The sequence below is a fragment of the Exiguobacterium sp. KJ 601 genome (assembly GCF_027161185.1).
GTDB lineage: Bacteria > Bacillota > Bacilli > Exiguobacteriales > Exiguobacteriaceae > Exiguobacterium > Exiguobacterium profundum.
Genome location: NZ_JADHZG010000003.1, coordinates 126,707 through 147,353 on the forward strand (window position 1 = coordinate 126,707; position 20,647 = coordinate 147,353).

At 47.8% G+C, this 20,647-nt stretch carries 23 protein-coding genes; 19 read left to right on the forward strand and 4 right to left on the reverse strand.

All coding sequences use genetic code 11. The annotated features are described in order from the left end of the window. Nucleotides 1-114: 114 nt before the first annotated feature. The 10 genes from IRJ25_RS12815 (at nucleotide 115) to IRJ25_RS12860 (ending at nucleotide 8,596) form a co-directional block, all read left to right on the forward strand. Complete coding sequence (locus IRJ25_RS12815; protein ID WP_269318420.1) at nucleotides 115-1,500, forward strand: aldehyde dehydrogenase; 1,386 nt, start codon at nucleotides 115-117, stop codon at nucleotides 1,498-1,500. Between the two features lie 153 nt (nucleotides 1,501-1,653). Beyond that, nucleotides 1,654-2,364, forward strand: coding sequence for a Crp/Fnr family transcriptional regulator (locus tag IRJ25_RS12820; RefSeq protein ID WP_015880820.1), 711 nt, complete (start codon nucleotides 1,654-1,656; stop codon nucleotides 2,362-2,364). A 178-nt stretch (nucleotides 2,365-2,542) separates the two neighbouring features. Continuing rightward, nucleotides 2,543-2,662 (forward strand): cytochrome c oxidase subunit 2A, encoded by a 120-nt coding sequence (locus tag IRJ25_RS12825; protein ID WP_224863290.1) that lies wholly within the window; start codon nucleotides 2,543-2,545, stop codon nucleotides 2,660-2,662. A gap of 24 nt (nucleotides 2,663-2,686) precedes the next feature. After that, on the forward strand, nucleotides 2,687-3,157 hold the full coding sequence (locus IRJ25_RS12830; protein WP_015880821.1) for a cytochrome c oxidase subunit II: 471 nt from the start codon (nucleotides 2,687-2,689) through the stop codon (nucleotides 3,155-3,157). Next, the gene (locus IRJ25_RS12835; RefSeq protein WP_074037747.1) at nucleotides 3,158-4,843 is read left to right on the forward strand and encodes a b(o/a)3-type cytochrome-c oxidase subunit 1; all 1,686 of its coding nucleotides are present in this window, start codon (nucleotides 3,158-3,160) and stop codon (nucleotides 4,841-4,843) included. Nucleotides 4,844-4,895: 52 nt separating this feature from the next. Continuing rightward, entirely contained in the window at nucleotides 4,896-5,486 is a 591-nt protein-coding gene (locus tag IRJ25_RS12840) for a kinase (RefSeq protein WP_214784779.1), read from the forward strand. Between the two features lie 140 nt (nucleotides 5,487-5,626). Continuing rightward, the gene (locus tag IRJ25_RS12845; RefSeq protein ID WP_074037745.1) at nucleotides 5,627-6,019 is read left to right on the forward strand and encodes a GntR family transcriptional regulator; all 393 of its coding nucleotides are present in this window, start codon (nucleotides 5,627-5,629) and stop codon (nucleotides 6,017-6,019) included. Continuing rightward, nucleotides 5,997-6,677 (forward strand): ATP-binding cassette domain-containing protein, encoded by a 681-nt coding sequence (locus IRJ25_RS12850; protein ID WP_269318422.1) that lies wholly within the window; start codon nucleotides 5,997-5,999, stop codon nucleotides 6,675-6,677. The genes IRJ25_RS12845 and IRJ25_RS12850 overlap by 23 nt, the downstream gene beginning before the upstream one ends. After that, a complete protein-coding gene (locus IRJ25_RS12855; RefSeq protein ID WP_214685563.1) occupies nucleotides 6,674-7,480 on the forward strand; it encodes a hypothetical protein in 807 nt (268 codons plus the stop codon). The genes IRJ25_RS12850 and IRJ25_RS12855 overlap by 4 nt, the downstream gene beginning before the upstream one ends. Before the next feature lie 9 nt (nucleotides 7,481-7,489). Next, complete coding sequence (locus IRJ25_RS12860) at nucleotides 7,490-8,596, forward strand: hypothetical protein (protein ID WP_269318423.1); 1,107 nt, start codon at nucleotides 7,490-7,492, stop codon at nucleotides 8,594-8,596. Between the two features lie 22 nt (nucleotides 8,597-8,618). Here the strand turns inward: IRJ25_RS12860 and IRJ25_RS12865 are convergent, their stop codons facing one another. Genes IRJ25_RS12865 through IRJ25_RS12875 form a run of 3 tightly spaced genes read right to left on the reverse strand, consistent with a single transcriptional unit; the run spans nucleotide 8,619 to nucleotide 10,902 of the window. Further along, nucleotides 8,619-9,263, reverse strand: a complete 645-nt coding sequence (locus IRJ25_RS12865) for a hypothetical protein (protein ID WP_269318424.1) — start codon at nucleotides 9,261-9,263, stop codon at nucleotides 8,619-8,621. Then, complete coding sequence (locus IRJ25_RS12870; protein WP_264093226.1) at nucleotides 9,260-10,426, reverse strand: DEAD/DEAH box helicase; 1,167 nt, start codon at nucleotides 10,424-10,426, stop codon at nucleotides 9,260-9,262. Before IRJ25_RS12870 ends, IRJ25_RS12865 begins: the two co-directional genes overlap by 4 nt. 53 nt (nucleotides 10,427-10,479) lie before the next feature. Continuing rightward, nucleotides 10,480-10,902 carry a hypothetical protein gene (locus tag IRJ25_RS12875; protein ID WP_015880830.1) on the reverse strand — a complete coding sequence of 141 codons (423 nt, stop codon included), beginning with the start codon at nucleotides 10,900-10,902 and terminating at the stop codon, nucleotides 10,480-10,482. A 361-nt stretch (nucleotides 10,903-11,263) separates the two neighbouring features. On the opposite strand from IRJ25_RS12875, the gene pflB reads away from it, so the two are divergent. Together pflB and pflA are read left to right on the forward strand one after the other, a co-directional pair. Next, on the forward strand, nucleotides 11,264-13,510 hold the full coding sequence (gene pflB / locus IRJ25_RS12880; RefSeq protein ID WP_269318425.1) for a formate C-acetyltransferase: 2,247 nt from the start codon (nucleotides 11,264-11,266) through the stop codon (nucleotides 13,508-13,510). A 56-nt stretch (nucleotides 13,511-13,566) separates the two neighbouring features. Further along, entirely contained in the window at nucleotides 13,567-14,283 is a 717-nt protein-coding gene (gene pflA / locus IRJ25_RS12885) for a pyruvate formate-lyase-activating protein (protein ID WP_074037738.1), read from the forward strand. A gap of 41 nt (nucleotides 14,284-14,324) precedes the next feature. On the opposite strand, the gene rsgA is transcribed toward pflA, so the two are convergent. Next, nucleotides 14,325-15,290, reverse strand: a complete 966-nt coding sequence (gene rsgA, locus IRJ25_RS12890; protein ID WP_074037737.1) for a ribosome small subunit-dependent GTPase A — start codon at nucleotides 15,288-15,290, stop codon at nucleotides 14,325-14,327. A gap of 244 nt (nucleotides 15,291-15,534) precedes the next feature. Between rsgA and IRJ25_RS12895 the strand changes: the two genes are divergently transcribed. The 7 genes from IRJ25_RS12895 (at nucleotide 15,535) to IRJ25_RS12925 (ending at nucleotide 20,573) form a co-directional block, all read left to right on the forward strand. Further along, complete coding sequence (locus IRJ25_RS12895; protein ID WP_031421063.1) at nucleotides 15,535-15,924, forward strand: lmo0954 family membrane protein; 390 nt, start codon at nucleotides 15,535-15,537, stop codon at nucleotides 15,922-15,924. 22 nt (nucleotides 15,925-15,946) lie between these two features. Next, nucleotides 15,947-16,591, forward strand: a complete 645-nt coding sequence (locus tag IRJ25_RS12900; RefSeq protein WP_074037735.1) for a PspA/IM30 family protein — start codon at nucleotides 15,947-15,949, stop codon at nucleotides 16,589-16,591. Between the two features lie 78 nt (nucleotides 16,592-16,669). Beyond that, entirely contained in the window at nucleotides 16,670-17,359 is a 690-nt protein-coding gene (liaF, locus tag IRJ25_RS12905) for a cell wall-active antibiotics response protein LiaF (RefSeq protein ID WP_015880836.1), read from the forward strand. Continuing rightward, nucleotides 17,356-18,378: a sensor histidine kinase gene (locus tag IRJ25_RS12910; protein WP_074037734.1), complete on the forward strand. Its 1,023-nt coding sequence runs from the start codon at nucleotides 17,356-17,358 to the stop codon at nucleotides 18,376-18,378. Before liaF ends, IRJ25_RS12910 begins: the two co-directional genes overlap by 4 nt. Nucleotides 18,379-18,380: 2 nt before the next feature. Next, on the forward strand, nucleotides 18,381-19,016 hold the full coding sequence (locus IRJ25_RS12915) for a response regulator (protein ID WP_015880838.1): 636 nt from the start codon (nucleotides 18,381-18,383) through the stop codon (nucleotides 19,014-19,016). Continuing rightward, a complete protein-coding gene (locus IRJ25_RS12920; RefSeq protein ID WP_015880839.1) occupies nucleotides 19,013-19,552 on the forward strand; it encodes a GNAT family N-acetyltransferase in 540 nt (179 codons plus the stop codon). Before IRJ25_RS12915 ends, IRJ25_RS12920 begins: the two co-directional genes overlap by 4 nt. A 91-nt stretch (nucleotides 19,553-19,643) precedes the next feature. Beyond that, nucleotides 19,644-20,573 carry an NADP-dependent oxidoreductase gene (locus tag IRJ25_RS12925; RefSeq protein ID WP_269318426.1) on the forward strand — a complete coding sequence of 310 codons (930 nt, stop codon included), beginning with the start codon at nucleotides 19,644-19,646 and terminating at the stop codon, nucleotides 20,571-20,573. Nucleotides 20,574-20,647: the final 74 nt, after the last annotated feature.

Sequence of the window (20,647 nt, forward strand, 5' to 3'; positions counted from 1 at the left end):
TTAAACATTTAAACGCTTTGTATTATAGTAGGTTGATGAAAGCGTTTTTTTAGATTCACGTTTCACACGATGATAAAATGAGATAAATGTGATGAATCATAAGGAGGAAAGTTCATGCTGGCACCGATTGAACAGTTGACGATTGACGAGCTAGTCCAGAAACAGCGCCGCTTCTTTAAAACACAGGCGACAAAATCGATGGCATTTCGTTTGAGCATGCTGACGTTTTTAAAGGAGTCCATTAAGCATTATGAAGCGGATTTGCTAGAGGCGCTTCGCGAAGATTTGAACAAGTCCGAATTGGATGCGTATACGACGGAAATCGGATTTATTTACGATGAGATTTCACGAACGACGCGTGAATTGAAGCGGTGGATGCGTCCGAAGCGTGTCCGTGGGACGGCGATTCATCTTGGGATGAAGAGTGAGATTCAATATGAGCCGTACGGCACGGTGTTGATCATCGCTCCATGGAATTATCCATTCCAATTGGCTGTTGCTCCACTCATTGGTGCGATTGCCGCAGGGAATACAGCCGTTGTCAAACCTTCAGAATTGACGCCGAATGTTGCGCGTGTCCTGACGCAGGTGCTCGAGCGTGCCTTCACCGATCGATATGTGGCAAGTGTCGAAGGGGATAAAGATACAGCGCAAGAGCTGTTGGCACAAAAATGGGATTACATCTTCTTCACGGGATCGACGCAAGTCGGGCGAATCGTCAATCAGGCGGCAGCGAAGCATCTGACGCCAGTCACGCTCGAACTAGGTGGGAAATCACCAGTCATCGTTCACGGAGATACGAACGTCTCCATTGCGGCAAAACGTGTCGCCTGGGGTAAATGGATGAACGCCGGTCAAACATGTGTCGCACCAGACTATGTGCTCGTCCACGAATCGCAACAAGAAGCATTTTTAGAAGCGATTAAACAAGAGGCGTTTGCGATGTTTGGGAATGGTGTCGGCACGAAACGATACACGCGCATCGTCAATGAATCACACTTCGACCGTTTGGCTCACTATTTGACAGAAGGTGACCTTGTGTTCGGTGGAGAGATGAACCGGGATGAGCTTAAAATTGCGCCGACCGTCATGACGAATCTTCATGAAGATGCTGATGTGATGAAAGATGAGATTTTCGGTCCGATTTTACCAGTCATTCCATATCGTCAATTGGATGAAGTGATCGAGTTCATCTCAGACCGACCACACCCATTGGCGCTCTATCTCTTTACCGAGTCGAAGGAAGTGGAGAGAACCGTCATGAAGCACCTTTCCTTTGGAGGCGGGTGCGTGAATGATGTCATCATGCATTTGACGAACCCAAATCTACCGTTTGGTGGAGTGGGCGAGAGCGGAATGGGGGCCTATCATGGGCGAACGAGTTTTGAGACATTCAGCCACGCGAAGTCTATTTTAAAAAATACGACAAAATTTGATTTACCAGTCCGGTATCCGAACTTCAAACCGGCTGAACAATTGATTCGACTGATTCAACGATGAATCGATGTAAAGATTCGGGGTCATACCCGAATCTTTTTATTTTCAAAAGATTGTTTGAAATGTCACATACTTTTATGATACTCCCTGTCACACTCCTGTATAATAAAGTCATAAATGGAACGGACGAATGAAACGTGGAGGGAGCACCGACCTATGTCAATGCAATGTGGAACGACCCAACCGAACAGTTTTGTATTCTCAGATGAAACGAAACAGCTGTTACTCGAAATGATGACGCTTCAGCATCATCCAAAAGCGAGTATCGTGTGTTGGGAAGGTGAGAAGTGTGATAAGTTCTTTTATTTGAAGAGTGGATCTGTCAAATTCACGAAAATCACGAAAAAGGGAAATCCACTCGTCATGTTCATGTATGGATCGGATGATTTCTTTGGTGAGTTTGACATCGTGGAGACATTCCCTAGTTCGTATAGCATCGAAACGACTGAAGAGAGTACCATCGGGACGATTTCAAAACGAGAGTTAGAATCGCTCATGCAGCGCGATATCCGTTTTGCCGGAGAAATCTTGCGCTGGACATCGATGATGCGTAAGCATTCCGAAATGAAAGTGCGCGACTTATTGTTGTATGGAAAACCTGGTGCATTGGCTTCGACGTTACTTCGAATGGCCGCGATGCATGGAGTGGAGGAAGAAGATGCAATCGTGATTCCTCGTCATCCGTCTGACGGAGAACTCGGACAACTGATTGGAGCACCGCGTGAGACGGTGAACCGATTGATCAGTCAGTGGCGAAAAGAAGGTGTCATCAGCACAACAACGAAATCAATCATCATTCGCGATGTCGACTTTTTAAAAGAGTTATGCCATTGCGAAGGCTGCCCGGCAGGAATATGTCGTTTGTAAACCGCCCCATGTGGAGGCGGTTTTTTTGTGGATTGGTTTTGTACAAATGTGAACTTTATGTGTTGAAACTACGCAAAATTGATGTGATTGTCACTTTTGGAGTGATAAATATCACATATTATCACCAGAGCGATTGCATACAATAAAGGTGGAAAAACAAGCGAAAGGGGTCTTACACGTGGAACATAAAGATGGACAAGAACCGAATTTAAAAGGAACGTTCACATCGGTCATGATCGTGGCGGGTGTCATCATCGCCATGTGGTCATCAGTCTTTTACTTATTCGTCACTCGATAAGAATTCAGGGAGGAGGGTCTCATCATGCATATTCATAAACTAGAAAAATATTGGCTTACATTCGGCATCATTCTACTCGCAGTCTTCCTGACTGTTCTCGGGGTATCCGCATTCGCGGCAGGTAATCAACCCGCATCGGATGCAGACTTGATTGACCCGGCAAAAGTAAATCAGACGGCTCCGTTCGACAAACCAGGACTTCATCAAATTGGTGAAAATGAATACGAGCTCGTCATGATCGCACAAGCGTTTACGTTCACACCAGGGAATGTTGAAATTCCAAAAGGGGCAAAAGTGACGTTCCTCGTGACATCACCTGACGTCGTCCACGGATTTCAGTTGACGGGTACGCCGGTCAACATGATGATCGTCCCGGGACATATCAACTCGTTGACGTACACATTCGAGGAAGCTGGCGAATTTTTAATCTTGTGTAACGAATATTGCGGTACAGGGCATCACATGATGTCGACTAAAATCAAGGTGGTGGAATAAATGAATGACGTATCATCTAAACTGAAGCAATGGGAGATGGAACGCGGCGTACCGGTTCCGAGTATCGGAGCAAAAGAGGCACGTCTTGCCTATGGACATGTTCTCGTATCCGTTCTCGCCATCTTGATTGGGGCGCTAGCTGGATTGACTCAGACATTGATTCGGACGGGTGTCATTCCTGAAATCTTTGGATACTATCAACTTCTGACTGCGCACGGGATCATGCTTGGAATCGTCTTTACGACGATGTTCATTATCGGTCTTTTATATGCCTTATTGGCGAAGTCGTTCGGTCGCTTTGAATCGTTCCCGACACGTGTCGCTTGGCTCGGTTTTTGGACGATGATCATCGGTGCTGTCATGGTAACCGTCATGATTTTGGCCAATAAAGGGACGGTCTTATATACGTTTTATGCGCCGCTCATGGCAGATCCGCTCTTCTATGTCGGACTCGTGTTATTCGTAGTCGGGACATGGTTGTCGTCTTTCGCGATGTTCCGCATGTATGCGGATTACAAGCGTGACAACCCTGGTATCCATCCACCACTTCCGGCGTATATGAGTATCATGACGATGCTTCTTTGGGACATTGCGACACTTGGTGTTGCAGCAACGATTTTATTCCAACTCCTTCCGCTCTCGTTAGGATGGACGGATACAGTCGGAATCGAGTTATCTCGTACATTGTTCTGGTACTTCGGTCACCCGCTCGTTTATTTCTGGCTGATGCCGGCATATATCGTGTGGTATACGGTCGTACCGAAAGTGATCGGTGGGAAAATCTTCTCGGATGCGTTGGCGCGGATGGCGTTCTTGCTGTTCTTACTCTTCTCATTCCCGGTCGGTTTCCACCATCAGTTGACAGAGCCAGGGATTGAACCGTTCTGGAAGTTCGTTCAAGTCATCTTGACGTTCTTGGTCGTCATCCCTTCATTCATGACTGCATTCTCGCTCTTTGCGACGTTCGAACTTCGTGGACGTGCGCTCGGCGCGAAAGGGCTGTTCGGATGGGTGAAGAAAATGCCGTATGGCGACGTTCGCTTCCTTGCTCCTTTCGTTGGGATGTTGTTCTTCATCCCGGCCGGTGCAGGTGGAATCATCAACGCGTCTCACCAATTGAACGCGATGGTCCACAATACACTTTGGGTCACAGGACACTTCCACATCACAGTCGGAACTGCCGTCGCCTTGACGTTCTTTGGAACAGCGTACTGGCTCGTCCCAGTCCTTCGTGGTCGCACGTTGACGAAGGCGATGAACAAGCTTGGATTGATTCAAGCAGGAACATGGGCGTTCGGTATGGCGATCATGTCCTATGCAATGCATATCTCAGGATTGAACGGGAACCCACGGCGTACGGGTCCGGCAACTTATTTCTCGGATGCGTTGACGCGTGAGTGGATCCCATATCATGTCATGATGGCAATCGGGGGAACGATTTTATTCATCTCCGTTCTCATCTTCGTCTACTCGATGTTCAACTTGTCATTCCTCGCTCCAAAAGGCGAAGAAGAATTCCCGCTCGCCGAGACAGAAGAGGCGGCGATGGATACACCGCGTTACTTCGAGAATTGGAAGCTATGGATTACCGTGACATTTGTCTTGATCGCATTTGCATACACCGTTCCAATCTGGCACTTGATTGAGAGTGCGCCTCCAGGAGCGCGTGGTTGGGTACTCTGGTAAACTGAAGTCAGCTCATTCGTGAGCTGACTTCTTTTGTGTGAGGAGGAACGATATGAACATAGTAGACGTCATCCGTGCGGCGCGTTCGATGCACTCAGAGAATCGACCGTTTGTCGTGGCGATTGATGGACTGAGCGGAGCGGGCAAGACGACGCTCGTTTCATATTTGAACAATGACCCTAGCATTTACGTTCTTCACATCGATGACTATATCGTCGAACGTGACAGACGCTATCAGACCGGACAGCTTGAATCGACTGAGTATTACGCACTTCAATGGGACGTGTCACGCTTAGAACGTGAACTGTTTCGTCCATTGAGGAATGGGATAACGGTATTGACGTTACCTCGTTACGTGTATAAACGAGATGTCATCGCAGAAGAGATTGTGAACATATCATTCGCACATACAGTTGTCGTAGAAGGGATTTTTCTACAACGTCCGGAATGGCGTTCTTATTTCGACTATGTGATTTATCTCGACTGTCCCCGAAAAGTTCGGTACGAGCGAGTACTGAACCGGGATACATACCTCGGTGATCCAACAGCACGGCTTGAAAAATACAAGCGTAGGTATTGGCCCGGGGAAGATTTGTATCTTCAGCACGTCGACCCGAAAAGAGGAGCAGACATCGTGCTCTGACTGAACGTTTCAACATCTGACGTACGTGTCAGATGTTTTTAGTTTGGAGAAAATTTGAAAAAAATGATTGACGTCTTAGTGTATTACGCTAATAATACAGTTAGAAAGTGTATTAACCATGTCATACACTTAGAAAGGTGATGAACATGCAATTCAATACGAGGACACCAGTTTACCTACAAGTCGTCGACTACTTCAAGAAGAAGATGGCACTCGGTAAACTGAAAGCCGGGGATGAAATGCCATCCCGGCGAGAACTAGCGAACGATTTAAAAATTAATCCGAACACCGTTCAAAAAGCGTTCAAAGAAATGGAGGACCAACAATTGATTACGACCGAACGAAATCGACCGAGTCGTGTAACGACAGATGGTACGGTATTGGCACAAATCCGCTCTGAGATTGTAGATGACGCGGTCGCGGTATTTGTGGAAGCGATTCAAGAACTCGACGTCTCGGTAGACGAGCTGGTCGATAAGATTAAACGTCAGTACAAGGAGGGGACGTACGATGATCGAAGTGTTGGGAGTTAAAAAGCGCTATCGCCGGAAACAAGTCATTGAAGACGTTTCGTTCACAGCGAATAAAGGGGAAATCACGTGCCTGATTGGGCTGAACGGGACGGGGAAATCAACGTTATTGAAAGGCATCATGGGATTGACACCTTTTGATAAAGGTTCGGTATTGATTGATGGAAAACCAATTGATTTGAATCGTGTCGCCTTTGTCGCCGACCATGCGATGTTCCCGATTCATTTCACGATTGAGCAATGTGAAGCGTTTATGAAAGATTTTTATCCAACATTTGATTCGACATTATTTGCTCGTCTCGTCGAAGCTTTTAAATTATTCCCGGAAGATAAGTTGAGCGAGTTATCGAAAGGGACGCTCGCCAAAGCGAATCTTGCGCTCGGCATTGCCCAAGACCCAGATTATCTATTGCTCGATGAGCCGTTCTCAGGAATCGATGTCTTTTCGAAAGAACAGATTGTTGAACTGTTCTCAAGTGAAATCATGGAGAGCCGGGGCGTCCTCATTACGACACATGAAATAGAGGATATCGAGTACTTGATCGACAAGGCAGTAATGTTGAATAACGGACGCATCGTTCGTGAGTTTGACGTCGAGGATGTCCGTTTCATTCACGGGAAGTCAATCGTCGATGTGATGAGAGAGGAGTACGGGGCATGAATCTATTGAAACTATTAAGTTGGGAAGTTGAACGTGTCACGAAACCGTTCTTGACATTAGTCGCAGGTCTTATCGTTATACAGTTTGGATATCTCGGTTACTTTTTATGGGACGAAACAAACTTTTATGAACAGTTGCGACGTGAAGGAAATGCGGACTATCAATTGTCATTTTCAGACTACCTTGGAGATACACCTTATCTCCTGTCGCTCGGCATTGCGGTCGCAGTGGTGTTATTATACAGTGCATGGATTTGGTATCGCGATTTTCAAGGACGTGGGACGTTTATGTTGCGACTACTCACAATGCCACAAAAGCGGATGACCTTGTTTTTCGCCAAACTCGCCACAATCTTAATGATGACGTTGGGACTGTTTGCCATCGAATGGATTGCTCTCAAGTTACAATACATAGCGTTCACGAGTTGGTGTGATGGAAAGATGATACCGATGAATGGATCATTTGAACAAGCTCTATCTTTCAATGGAATATTGGGAATGATGTATCCTGCTTCAGTTGTCAACTTTGTCATCCATCAATTATTTATTGTCATCGTTGTCCTATTTGTTTTCACATTTGTGTTGATTGAACGGAGTTTCTGGCAGCGGACGATCTGGTCACCGGTACTTAGCTTGTCAATTCTAGTTGTCATCTTTACTATTCCAGTTTTAGGTTACGCGTTCTTGTCGAATCAACTAATTTATGATGAGACGATCGTGTACGTCGGTATGGTATTGGTCGTATGGGCAAGTGTGACGATTTGGCTAGGTCGAAGATTTTTACAGACGAAACTGAATGTGTGAGGTGAGAAGATGAAACGAATGTGGAATGTGGCCGCGCTCGGTGCGGTCATCGTGATTGGGCTTGGGACGTTTGCTGTTGATGCGACAGAACCGAAAGCAGAATGGGCGTTAGACATCAGTTCGAATCCATCTGTGTGGGAAGACGCGGTGGTAGAGGTCACGTATGGCACAGAGGACGATGTTGCACAGTGGTTTGAAGTGACGACGGATGAGAGTCGTATCACGTCAAACTTAAATTATATTGCTGAGGGACTGCGATATCGTGAACGTTTGAATGAGGGAGAACGTTCGATTCATCGACAAATGAACGGAATGACGTATGCGGAATCGATTCGAACAGAGGATGGATACATCGGGGTCGGTCAGAATGGGATGAAAGAGTTCATCGTATTTACACAAGAAGATGGAGAAAAGTTATCGACGTTTTCGTTCGATGCCAGTGATTCAAAAATATACGACATCATGAACGGGGTATGGTCAGGCGTATTTCTGCATGATGATCAGTTGAATCTAATCTATCGAGATGGATATGACGGTGAAGAAAAAACGATGCTCGCCACGTTTGATCAAGCGATGAATGAGGTGTCGGTCAAAGAAGTGAATATGGACAAAGGATTTATCACCCAGGTCATCAATACGAATCGTTTTTACGCTACCGATGTATCCTCTCAAGTGACAGAAACTCGTTACATCTCTGTCGGTGTTAGCTCGTACGAAGTGATTCGAGAAGGAGAAGAGGAAATCAATGTTGAGGATCCGAATCCAGGACTCTTCGCGTACGATACAAAAACGGGTAAAGTTGTTCAATTGGCTGAAGGTCAGGACTTTTGGGATTATACAGTGTCGGGTCACAACCTATTCGCCATAAATGAGGATGGCGAGGAAGTCGTCATCGACTTGAACACTGGGAAGCAGATGACTCGTAAAGTTCTCGATTCAGTGGATCACGCCTTCTATGAAAATGGTCGCCTGTACCAAACGCGCCAAGCGAAAGACGGTGTCATCATCGATGTATACGAGGATGGGAAACAAATCTCGAGTGCGGCGATCACGCCTGAAAACGAAGAAGCGCGTGACATGCTCAAACAGATTGACGTAGATGTCAGACAAAAATAAGCAAAGGGCCGCGGCCCTTTGCTTATTTTGATGGTTTCGGTATGATGACGCCTTCTTCTAAATCAAGCAACAAGTCGATCAGTTCCGCGCAGAACTCTGGGAACTGCTCCAAAAAGGCACCGGGACCGACTTCATCTGTAAAGTCGATATACAGATCGGCGACATTCCCAGACATCTTCGCAGGTAAGGCGAGAAACGCCGAACCGAAACGCCAACTGCCTCGGATATCGAGTAGTTTCCCGAGAATGAGGTCGCCGGTCTCACGTTCTTCTGGTAACTGAACAGCGTATGTCTCTTTTGACTCCCAGTCTTTCAACTGACCGTCTTCTGTGACTTCAAAGATGCTACAACGCGGGACAGCTAGTCCACGGAGTGCGTGATAGAGGGCAGGGGACATGTCGCTCTTATGGTCGGCCAAGTAGCGACCATGGGGTGTCATCCCATCCTCATCCGTCTCAAAGAAGACGGCCCAATCGATGAAGAGGTCACGGAAGAGTTCGGCATCTTTTAAGTGCCATGTCCCTTCCGATGCAATCTCTTGAATATAGTTCGTCCACTGTGTGCTTCGCGCAAGAGCCGCTTGCTCATACAACTTTTTCAGTTCGGCAAGCAATTCGGACTCTTCGACGAGCAAAGGGAAGGGAATTACTTTCCGGTCTTTTTTCATCGGCGCGGTCCTCGCTTGTTCGCAGGACGTTTGACGACAGGAGGCTTCTCCTCAATCCGTTTCTCAATCACGTCACCGCGATAGATTTCGAGCTCTTTCAACTCGACACCGAGTTGACGCGCGAACGATTTCAAGTGCGGCAGGTCATCCGTCGTCACGAGGGAAAGGACAGTGCCTCCCGCGTTTCCGCGAGCGGTACGGCCGGAACGGTGAATGAAGTCATCGATTGATTCCGGTAAGTCGAAATGGACGACGTGTGTCACGTCTTCAATATCGAGACCGCGTGCAGCGAGACCGGTCGTGATGAGGAGCGGGTATTCGCCTTTGCGGAATTCGCGTAGCGTCTCGACGCGTTCGCGCTTCCCTTTCAAGCTGTCGAGCATCCGGTAGTTCACTTTCAACTTTTCAAGTTCTCCGCGAAGCGGTGGCAAGAACGAGCGGTTGTTGATGAAGGCGAGTGCCTTCACACCGTCGACGTGTGAAAGACGACGAAGAAGTTCCGGTTTATACCGGCGCGTCGTCAACAGATAGCCGTACGTCACTTGATCGCTTACGGCACGTTCGATTTTGATATGAGCCGGTTCGTTCATGAATGGTGACGCCCACTCTTGGAGTGAGTCGGTGAGTGTTGCCGAGACGAGTGCAAGCTGACGATCGTGCGCGGTATGCTTGATGATTCGTTCTGCGGCCTCTGTCAAACCGCTGTCGATGATTTGGTCGGCCTCATCTAAAATGACGGTATGTGTTTCGTGGAGCTTCAGTTTTTTCTTGTCGATCAACTCGACGAGACGACCCGGCGTCCCAACGATCAAGTGAGGTTTTTTCTTGATTCGGTCGATTTGACGTTTCAATTCGACACCGCCGATGAACGAACCGATGCGGACGTCGCCTTTTTCGGTGAAACGTTGTGCGACTTGTTGAATCTGCATGACAAGTTCACGGGTCGGGGCGACGACAACGACTTGGATGCGGTCATTCGACGGATCAATCTTTTCAATGGCTGGAAGGAGGTAGGCGAGTGTCTTACCCGTTCCGGTTGGTGCCTCGATTGTCACGTCTTTTCCATCTAATAGTAGGGGAAACGCTTCTTTTTGGACCGGCATCGGCTCATTGAAGCCCATCCGTTCCCACGTTTCGTTAATAAAAGGTTTTGTAAAATTCATATTCGGTCTCCTTATCTTTAGGCAAAAACAAAGGAAGCGACAGCGCTCCCTCGTCAAATATAGCGAACATGCTCCTGACCATCTTCCATGGAAGAACGTAACGTCTGTGTATACGTCTGACCGTCTTCGATGAGTTGGATGTGGGCGTCTGCACCTTCTGCTGTCAATTCAACTTTCTCAATCGTGAATCCTTGATAAACGCGATACTGTAACTCGGCCGTCATGTTCTCGAACGGTTTCAGTTCCGGATGTGTCGTAATGACATGGATTGGACGCGACAAAAGTGCGGCGAGTAGCTGGTCGCGATAATCAATAAAATCTTCGTTCTCGATGTCATCGTCGAAGCGGATCCAAAACCCTCCGTCTTCAAATTCTGTGATAAATCCGTCACGCTTTTCGCCGGCCTCATCGACCTTTAATGAGATGCGATCGCCAACCTGAAAGGCGTGATTTGCTGTTAATGGTTCATACGTCATGAGTAGAACCCCTTCCTCTTATACAATGTTCTGCCTTCATTGTGTCTGATACGACACAAAAATTCAAGTTCTAACCGAGTGATGTGAGATTAATCACCTTAAAAACTGTATAGTTCGTCACAGAACAATCAAATTAGTACAGATGATAGGTAAACGTTATCTAATTGGGAATCATCTGTTTCAAACTATATAAACTAGCGGATATAACAGTTTGTAAAACGCTTTCAAAAACGGCTGTTTCATCACGTTCATAAGATTGTTACAAGTTTCACAAGAATGTAAAACATATTGTTCACGTTTTCACGTACACTCACAGTATAGATAACACGCAGTTACTTTCGAGAATGAGGAGTGAATCAACATGGCAACCGAAATCAAATCCGCATGGTCAGGTTTTGTCCCTGGTCAGTGGACGAATGAAGTAAATGTCAGTGAGTTTATCCGTTTGAACCGTCATGAGTACACAGGAGACGATGCGTTTTTAGCAGGTCCGACCGAAGCGACAAACGTTCTTTGGAATCGTGTGATGGAACTAACAAAAGAAGAGCGTGAACGTGGAGGCGTCTGGGACGTCGATCAACACACACCATCGACCATCGTATCGCATGGACCAGGTTACTTAAACAAAGAGTTAGAGAAAGTCGTTGGCGTTCAGACGGATGAACCGTTCAAACGTTCGATTCACCCGAATGGCGGCATTCGTATGGTCGATGCGGCACTCGAATCATATGGTTTCGAGCCAGACGAAGAAATCACAAAAATTTACTCAGAGATTCGTAAAACACATAACCAAGGTGTCTTCGATGCCTATACGCCTGAAATGCGGGCCGCTCGTAAATCAGGGATCATCACGGGGCTTCCAGATGCTTACGGTCGTGGACGCATCATCGGTGACTATCGTCGCGTCGCTCTCTATGGAATTGACTTCTTGATGGCAGAACGCAAAAAGGATTTAGCGAAACGCGGCGGGTTCTTATCTGAATCGGACATCCGTGACCGCGAAGAACTATCTGAACAACTTCGTGCCCTCCAAGAACTTAAACAACTCGGAGCCGCTTATGGATTTGACCTCGGTCGTCCTGCGGAAAATACGCAAGAAGCATATCAATGGGTGTACTTGGCGTATCTTGCTGCCATCAAAGAACAAAACGGTGCCGCGATGTCACTCGGTCGCGTCTCGACCTTCCTTGACGTGTACGCTGAACGTGACCTTGAAACGGGTCGCTTAACAGAATCAGACGTCCAAGAAATCGTTGACCACTTCATCATGAAACTTCGAATCGTCAAATTCTTACGGACACCGGACTACAATGAATTATTCTCAGGTGACCCGACTTGGGTGACAGAATCAATCGGTGGGATGAGTCAAGACGGTCGCTCGAACGTCACGAAGAGTTCATTCCGGTTCTTGCATTCACTCACGAACCTCGGACCAGCTCCAGAACCAAACTTGACGGTCCTTTGGTCGACGAAACTTCCAGAAGGATTCAAACAATACTGTGCGAAAATGTCGATTGAAACTTCGGCTATTCAATATGAGAACGATGACTTGATGATGCCACAATTCGGTGATGACTACGGCATCGCATGTTGTGTGTCACCGATGAAGATCGGGAAACAAATGCAGTTCTTCGGTGCGCGTGCCAACATGGCGAAGGCTCTTCTTTATAGCATGAACGGCGGTCGTGACGAGAAGAGCGGTGCTCAAATCGCTCCAGTTTGGGAAATGAACACAGAAGACGTGCTTACGTACGAAAAAGTATATGCCGACTTTGACCGGACGCTCGACTGGTTGGCAGAGCTATACGTGAATACGCTCAACGTCATTCACTTCATGCACGATAAATATGCGTATGAACGAATCGAAATGGCGCTTCACGATCCTGAAATCTTACGGACGATGGCTTGTGGGATCGCGGGTCTCTCGGTAACGGCGGATAGTCTTTCAGCAATCAAATACGCAAACGTCAAACCGATCCGTAATGAAGAAGGAATCATCGTCGACTTCGAAACAGAAGGGGACTTCCCGAAATTCGGAAACAATGATGACCGTGTCGATGCAATCGCCGTCGAACTCGTCGAATCATTCATGGAGAAAGTACGGAAACATAAAACATATCGTGACGCACTTCATACGCAATCGGTCCTCACGATCACATCGAACGTCGTCTACGGTAAGAAAACAGGAAATACGCCAGACGGTCGTCGTGCGGGTGAACCATTCGCTCCAGGTGCCAACCCAATGCATGGACGGGATACAAAAGGTGCGGCTGCATCGCTCTCATCTGTTGCGAAACTTCCATTTGAACACGCACAAGACGGAATCTCTTACACGTTCTCAATCGTACCGAAAGCACTCGGAAAAGAAGAAATCGCACGCGAACTCAACTTGGCGGCGCTTCTCGATGGGTACATGAGCGGAGAGCACAAAGGACATCACTTGAACGTTAACGTCTTCAACCGCGAGACGCTTCTCGACGCAATGGAACATCCAGAAGAATATCCACAACTCACAATCCGTGTATCAGGATATGCGGTCAACTTCATCAAGTTGACACGTGAGCAACAGATCGACGTCATCAACCGTACGTTCCACGGTTCGTTGTAAATAAAGGCTTAGCGGCCTTCTACGGAGGGCCGCTCATTCGTTAGGAGGTCATTTCGATGACAATGGGATATGTACATTCGGTCGAATCATTTGGAACAGTTGACGGTCCTGGTATTCGCTTTATCGTCTTTTTACAAGGTTGTGCGTTACGTTGCCTCTATTGCCATAATGCAGATACGTGGGATTTCAAAAAGAATAATCACCGCTCGGCTGAAGACGTCATTCAAGAGGCGCTCAGCTACCGTCCGTTCATGGACGCATCGAAAGGCGGCATCACGATTTCTGGTGGCGACCCACTCGCGCAACCTGAATTTTTAGAGGCGCTGCTGCGTGAAGCGAAAAAGCATGGGCTTCATACGACACTTGATACGTCTGGTGCGCTCCGACCTCCTAATTTGGATGCGATTTTAGATCACACCGATCTTGTCTTGCTCGATATCAAGCATATCGACGACGACATGTGTAAAAAGCTAACGGGACGTAGCAATGCCAACACGCTCGCGCTTGCCGAACACCTTTCCGAGCGCGGAACGAAAATGTGGATTCGCCACGTCCTTGTACCTGGATGGACGCTCGAAGAAGGTGCGCTTCGTCGCACGGCCGCGTTCATTCAAAAGCTAGACCATGTCGAGAAAGTCGAGATTTTGCCTTATCATGAGATGGGCGTCTACAAATGGGAGGCGCTCGGACTCGATTATCCGCTTAAAGGCACGAAGCCCCCGACATCCGATGAAGTCGAATGGGCAGAAGGGATTTTGCAGGGAACCGTATAAAAAAGCAAGCGCAGGCCGATGTGGTCTGCGCTTGCTTTACGTTACACTCGCTTTTTCTTCTTTTCTAGGACGCGGGCATGTTCTGCCTGTTTTTTCTCCATATAGAGAAGCTCTCGCTCAAGTTTGACGTAGCTCGCATAGCGTTTCGCATCTAGCGTACCGCTCGTGAGTGCCTCTTGGACGGCACAGCCCGGTTCTTTCTGATGTGAGCAGTCGCGGAAGCGGCATGTCTCGGCAAGTGCTTCGATATCGCGAAACGTCTCATCGAGGTGCTCGCTTCCTTCCCATAGTCCGAATTCTCGCATCCCTGGTGTATCGATGACGTATAAGTCGTCGATTCTGAACAGTTCGCGGTGTGTCGTCGTATGTTTTCCGCGCTCGTCCTGCGCCCGGACGGCTTGTGTGACGGCAAGTGTCTCGTGGGCGAGGGCGTTCGTCAGCGTAGATTTTCCGACGCCGGACGAACCGACGAAGGCGATTGTGCTCTCACTCGGCAATGCGTGACGAAGTTCAGCCACACCTTTTCCCGTTACAGCACTGACGGGGAATACTTGAATTCCAGGTGCGTTCACTTGAATGTCTTCGAGCAATGTGTCGACGGAGTCGACTTGATCGGTCTTTGTCAAGACGATGATTGGGATTGCCCCGGTGTCCCAAGCGGCTAGCGTATAGCGTTCTAGGCGACGAATGTTGAAGTCGTGTCCACACGCCATCGTAATCAAGACGTAGTCGACGTTCGCGCAGATCAGTTGTTCACGTGTCTCGTTGCCGGCGGCCGCTCGTGAAAGAACGGTCCGACGCTCAAGGAGATGGTGAATCGTACCTTGACCATGCTCGCGAACTTGAATCGTGACATAATCGCCGATGACCGGGTAATCCCGTTCGCTCGTCGCGGCATGTCGAAATTTTCCGGAAACCCCGCACATATAGGCGTTTTCTCCGATTGATACCGTATAAAGATGTTGGAACTGTGCCGTGACACGTCCCGTTTCAGTTTGTTGATTCAAAAAGAATCCTCCTTTTAGTGATGGAGGACGACAGCCCTCCGATTTGCTGACATTTGGTTACGTGCATGCATCATGTTGCTCATAAAACATCATCCTTTCGTTGTTCGATAGCATTAGTGTACCACAGTTATTGGAAACGGTACCATCTCAGTCTAAAGACCGAGGTGAAACAAGCCTTCCGCTCGTCGACCTATGTCAAATAACGTATTATGATAAGAGTGTACTTAACAAGGAGGGATGACAGATGAATCACCAAGTGAAAAAGGTGTTGTTCATCGTGGCCGCGATCGCTCTAGTGCTCGTGTTGATCGGTTCTTTACCGAATATGATTTTATTCGGATTAGGAGCGCTCTTGACGCTTTGGGCTGGAGTCCGTTTTCAGGCTGTGACACACATCGGTGCTAAAGTTGGTTTCGGGATCCTTGCTGTCATTGGGATTGGGACGATGCTCTCAAACATTTGGGCGCTCGTCGGAATCATTGTCGCGTGGTTGTTGTTTAAAGGGTATATGATGTATACAAGTGAAAAACGCGACCCGGATGTCGAGATTTTAAATGCAGACGGAACGCGTGCCGGCCGGAGCAGCTTCCAGCAGTTTGATCAAGTGTGGCAAAAATTTGTTAATCGTCGTTGAGATTTCATAAGGAGGATTCACCATGAAGACACCGTTTGATCAGTTTCGTGAATTAGCGAATGAATTGACGAAAGAAATTTCGAAAGAAGTGAAGAAGTATCAGGATAAAGAGATGCCACGTTCAAGTGGAGAAGCGGAATTGAACCGTCATATCCGTGGAGCGGAGAAGGAAGCGTTGTCGGTTGAACGACTCGTGGAACGTCAACGTACATTGCTTGCAGAACTTGCTGAAAAACGTGATGATGCCAAGAAGATGGCAGATAAACGATATGAGCAAACAGAACTGGCGAAACAAGCCGGGGAAGAAAAGTTGGCAGAACGTGCGGCACTCGAATCCAAACATTACGGGGAACAGTACCGTTACTTTGAAGGATTGATTGACGAAGGTGAACGCGAGTTAGATACATTAGAGCGTCGTGCGCTCGAGATGAAACTCAAACTCGATGAGATGCAAAATAAACGTTATGAGTTTGCGATGCGCGAAAACCTAGACTTGTTAAAAGGGGCACTCGACCAAATCTTTGGTCAAAATACGTCTCAGTCGCATCCATTCACTGAGGAAGAAAAGAAAGAACAACCTGCCGAAGAGAAGCAAGACACGCAGGAAGATGAAGATGATTTTGAAGCAAAATTGAAAGAACTGGAGCGTCGCTTTAAACAAGAGTGAGGCGATGGTTCGGCGATGACCTGAACAGGGTCATCGCTTTCTTTGCTTCATACATATGAACAGAAAGGGGGAATGGACATGGAACGTTGGAACACACGTCAAATCATTGGATTTATGATTATCTTATTTTCAGTCGGACTCTTCATCGATATCGTGACGGGTGGGAATAGCGTCTTATTCAGCATGATCCTCCCGCTGCTTCTCCTCTACATCGGTCGACGGTTCAGTCGTCGGGGGAAGCAGTCTGCTAGCTATATTTTTTACGCAATTGGGGGAATCCTCTTGATTGGCTTGATTTTCTCATCTGCGGCATTCGGATTCGTGCTCTCCGGACTCCTCCTGTTATTCGGCTATCGACTCTATAAGAATCGACCGGTCGAATCGAAAATCCGGACACCCCTTCGTCAAGAACAAGCCTTCTCATTTGGGATGAAGGAATCGGGGCACTATGTGTTACGTGATACGAATGAGTTCTTTTTACTACGGGACGTTGAGATGGATTTGTCACAAGCCATCATTCCGGAAGGAGAGACGTTCTTACTCCTCAATGGACTTGCGGGAGACATTCGAATTCTCATTCCTGCGGGGTATGACTATTCGATTGACGCATCGATCGGGTTCGGTAAAGTGCAGGTCGATGACTCGAACTATTCGCCGGTGTTCAATCGTCGCTTCTATACAGCGTCTGATGATTATGTCCAGGCTACACGAAAAGTCCGGATTCATATCGTGCTCATGAGCGGAAGTGTCGAGGTGATGACGGTATGAAAAAAGATTCTTATCCACGAACGGTCGTCTGGCATCAACTGTTTAGTAGCTTGTTGACGGCTTTCTTGATTACTGTAGCGTTTCTCATAGGTGACTCGACTTCATTGAGCGATTTATTTTCGCGTGAAGAAGGGTTGCCTTTCGGTGTGTCCATTCTAGTGATTGCCGTCTTGATCGGAAGTATCTTTGGCGTCGGTTCGTATTTTTATTTGCGCCGAGACTTTCGGGAAGTCGCCAATGCCCTTTGGAAACTGGAGAACCAAAAAGACATCACCTTCCGCCCGATGTCCCCATACCGAGATACACTCGAACGAATCGTCCGCGTATCGAAACAGCGCCAAGAAATGGTCGAGATGGCGAAGCGAGTCGGTGAGCGTCCGGTCAGTGTGGAAGAGGCGCGGAGTGAGGCCGTCGTCGAAGAAAGACGTCGCGTCGCACGAGAACTTCATGATTCGGTGAGTCAACAGCTCTATGCCATCTCGATGATGACGACAGCGGTCAAACAGACGATGCAGACGAAACCAGAACTCGCGAGTAAACAAATGGAACAAGTCGAGCTCATGGCGCAGACCGCACAGGCAGAGATGCGTTCGTTGCTGTTACAACTTCGGCCGGTCGAACTAGAAGGCATGACACTAAAGACGGGAATTGAACGCTTGTTAGAAGAACTGTCTCGTAAACAATCGACCGAGCTCGTCTGGCGTTTAGAGGAAGTGAAGCTCTCCCGGCACACTGAAAATGAACTGTTTCGGATTGTTCAGGAAGCGATTAGTAACACGTTACGACACGCCAAAGCGACTCGTTTAGAAATCGAGATGCGAACCGTGCAACAGACGGTCATCTTAAAGATTAACGATGACGGAATCGGATTTAATGTGGACGATACACAAGTCGCCTCATATGGATTACAATCGATAAGAGAGCGTACGGCAGAAGTCGGTGGAACGTTGCGATTGGTCAGTGTGCCGAATGTCGGGACACAAATTGAAGTACGTGTGAAACAACAAGTGGAGGGGTAATGATGATTCGAGTTGTATTAATTGATGATCATGAAATGGTTCGGGCGGGCGTATCTGCCTTTTTATCGACACAACCGGACATCGAAGTCGTCGGCGAAGCATCGGACGGAGCAACGGGAGCCGAGCTTGCGATTGCGGAGAAGCCGGACGTTGTCCTTATGGACTTGGTGATGGAGCCCGTTGACGGAGTCGAATCGACGAAACGAATTAAAGCAAGTTGGAAAGAAGCGAAGATTTTGGTCGTGACGAGTTTCTTGGATGATGAGAAAGTGTATCCCGTCATCGAAGCCGGTGCGATGAGCTATGTCCTCAAGACAGCGAATGCAAATGAAATCGCAGATGCGATTCGTCAAACCGCTGCCGGCAATCCGGTCATGGCCGCCCAGGTAACAGGAAAGATGCTCGAACGACTGCGTCATCCGGAAATGACACTTCATGAGAGTCTCACTGCCCGTGAACGAGAAATCTTGCAACTGATGGCGGAAGGCAAGTCGAATCAAGTGATTGCGGACGAATTGTTCATCTCACTCAAAACAGTGAAGACACACGTGTCGAACATCTTGACGAAGCTTGACGTCTATGACCGGACCCAGGCAGTCGTCTATGCGTTCCAACATAACTTGGTCAGTAAAGGATGAACCGTCTCCCTGTGATTGAAACGGAGCGCCTCCGACTGCGACCTCTCCAAATGGAGGACGGTCCGCACGTATTCGCCATCTTTTCAGATGAACACGTGCTACGCCACTACGGAATGGAGCCACATCGGACGTTAGAAGAAACGGAACAGATGCTGACGCATATGCTCGCACAAATCGAAACAGGTGCGATCATCCGTTTTGCCATCGAGCATCGCGAATCAAAAGCGTTAATCGGGACAATCGGGTTTCACAATCGGGCACCGTCGCATCGGCGTGCCGAGATCGGTTATGAACTCAAACCGGAGTATTGGCGTTCGGGTTATGCGACCGAAGCCCTTCACGCGGCGCTTCAGTTTGCCGTGACGTGTGAAATTGAACGGGTCGGTGCCATCGTCTATGTCGAGAATCTTGCATCCCAACGCATGTTGGAGAAGAATGGATTCTTTCAAGAAGGTCGACTACATAACTATATGCGTCAGCGTGGACAATCTCATGATGTGTATGTCTATAGCTATATGACCCATCAGTCAGTCTGAGCACACCGTTTCTACGGTGTGCTTTTTTCGTTTGTAAGAGAAATAAAATGGGAACCAACTAAAAGTGAGTCAATCAAAGGAGGATGATGAGATGAAAGCAGCATATATCGAACAGTATGGCGGGTCGGATGAGTTCAAAGTAGGGAAACTTGAACAACCGGCAATCGGTGCAGATGACGTATTAATTGAAGTTCATGCCGCAAGCGTCAATCCGGTCGATTGGAAGCTCCGTGAAGGATACTTGAAAGAAATGCTCCATTACGAGATGCCGCTCGTTATCGGGTGGGATGTATCGGGTGTCATCAAAGAAGTTGGGGCGAATGTGACCGAATTGAAGGTTGGAGATGAAGTGTTTAGCCGACCAGAAATCGCGCGCCAAGGCACATATGCCGAGTACGTCGCAGTCGATTCCCATCTTGTCGTCAAAAAACCAGCTTCGCTTAGTTTTGAGGAGGCCGCTTCACTGCCGCTCGTCGCGCATACGGCATGGCAAGTCATGTTCGAAGTGATGGATGCCAAACCGGGTGATCGAATCTTCATCGGAGCCGGTTCAGGTGGTGTCGGAACGGTAGCCATCCAGCTCGCGAAAGCACACGGTTTGTATGTCGTCACATCGACAAGCACGCCGAACGTAGATTGGGTCAAAAAACTTGGAGCCGACGAGGTCATCGACTATAAACAACAAGACCCGGCAGATACTGTCCGCGATATTGATTTCGTATTCGATACGATGGGGGGCGACGGGCAGAGCAAACTCTACCAAATGCTTAAAGAGAATGGGATGCTCGTCTCCATCTCCACACCACCAAATGAAGAGGAAGCCAAACAGGCGAAGGTCCGTGCCGAGTACGTCTTCATGCAACCGACAGGGGATCGTTTGAAAAAAATTGCGGAAGCTGTTGAAAAAGGCGAACTAAAACCTGTGATTGACCGGGTCTTTGATTTAGAAGATACGAAACTTGCTCATGACTATGGAGAAGAAGGGCATGCCAAAGGCAAAATCATCATCAAAGTGAAATAATCAAAAGAGATGGATTTCCGGAACAAATATCGGAAATCCATCTCTTGTTCATTTCATTTGATAGGCTACCTTAT

Coding starts and splice junctions, on each gene's coding strand:
- IRJ25_RS12815 (WP_269318420.1), top strand. CDS start 115: ATGCTGGCACCGATTGAACAGTTGACGATTGACGAGCTAGTCCAGAAA.
- IRJ25_RS12820 (WP_015880820.1), top strand. CDS start 1,654: ATGTCAATGCAATGTGGAACGACCCAACCGAACAGTTTTGTATTCTCA.
- IRJ25_RS12830 (WP_015880821.1), top strand. CDS start 2,687: ATGCATATTCATAAACTAGAAAAATATTGGCTTACATTCGGCATCATT.
- IRJ25_RS12835 (WP_074037747.1), top strand. CDS start 3,158: ATGAATGACGTATCATCTAAACTGAAGCAATGGGAGATGGAACGCGGC.
- IRJ25_RS12840 (WP_214784779.1), top strand. CDS start 4,896: ATGAACATAGTAGACGTCATCCGTGCGGCGCGTTCGATGCACTCAGAG.
- IRJ25_RS12845 (WP_074037745.1), top strand. CDS start 5,627: ATGAACATGCAATTCAATACGAGGACACCAGTTTACCTACAAGTCGTC.
- IRJ25_RS12850 (WP_269318422.1), top strand. CDS start 5,997: ATGATCGAAGTGTTGGGAGTTAAAAAGCGCTATCGCCGGAAACAAGTC.
- IRJ25_RS12855 (WP_214685563.1), top strand. CDS start 6,674: ATGAATCTATTGAAACTATTAAGTTGGGAAGTTGAACGTGTCACGAAA.
- IRJ25_RS12860 (WP_269318423.1), top strand. CDS start 7,490: ATGAAACGAATGTGGAATGTGGCCGCGCTCGGTGCGGTCATCGTGATT.
- IRJ25_RS12865 (WP_269318424.1), bottom strand. CDS start 9,263: ATGAAAAAAGACCGGAAAGTAATTCCCTTCCCTTTGCTCGTCGAAGAG.
- IRJ25_RS12870 (WP_264093226.1), bottom strand. CDS start 10,426: ATGAATTTTACAAAACCTTTTATTAACGAAACGTGGGAACGGATGGGC.
- IRJ25_RS12875 (WP_015880830.1), bottom strand. CDS start 10,902: ATGACGTATGAACCATTAACAGCAAATCACGCCTTTCAGGTTGGCGAT.
- pflB (WP_269318425.1), top strand. CDS start 11,264: ATGGCAACCGAAATCAAATCCGCATGGTCAGGTTTTGTCCCTGGTCAG.
- pflA (WP_074037738.1), top strand. CDS start 13,567: ATGACAATGGGATATGTACATTCGGTCGAATCATTTGGAACAGTTGAC.
- IRJ25_RS12895 (WP_031421063.1), top strand. CDS start 15,535: ATGAATCACCAAGTGAAAAAGGTGTTGTTCATCGTGGCCGCGATCGCT.
- IRJ25_RS12900 (WP_074037735.1), top strand. CDS start 15,947: ATGAAGACACCGTTTGATCAGTTTCGTGAATTAGCGAATGAATTGACG.
- liaF (WP_015880836.1), top strand. CDS start 16,670: ATGGAACGTTGGAACACACGTCAAATCATTGGATTTATGATTATCTTA.
- IRJ25_RS12910 (WP_074037734.1), top strand. CDS start 17,356: ATGAAAAAAGATTCTTATCCACGAACGGTCGTCTGGCATCAACTGTTT.
- IRJ25_RS12915 (WP_015880838.1), top strand. CDS start 18,381: ATGATTCGAGTTGTATTAATTGATGATCATGAAATGGTTCGGGCGGGC.
- IRJ25_RS12920 (WP_015880839.1), top strand. CDS start 19,013: ATGAACCGTCTCCCTGTGATTGAAACGGAGCGCCTCCGACTGCGACCT.
- IRJ25_RS12925 (WP_269318426.1), top strand. CDS start 19,644: ATGAAAGCAGCATATATCGAACAGTATGGCGGGTCGGATGAGTTCAAA.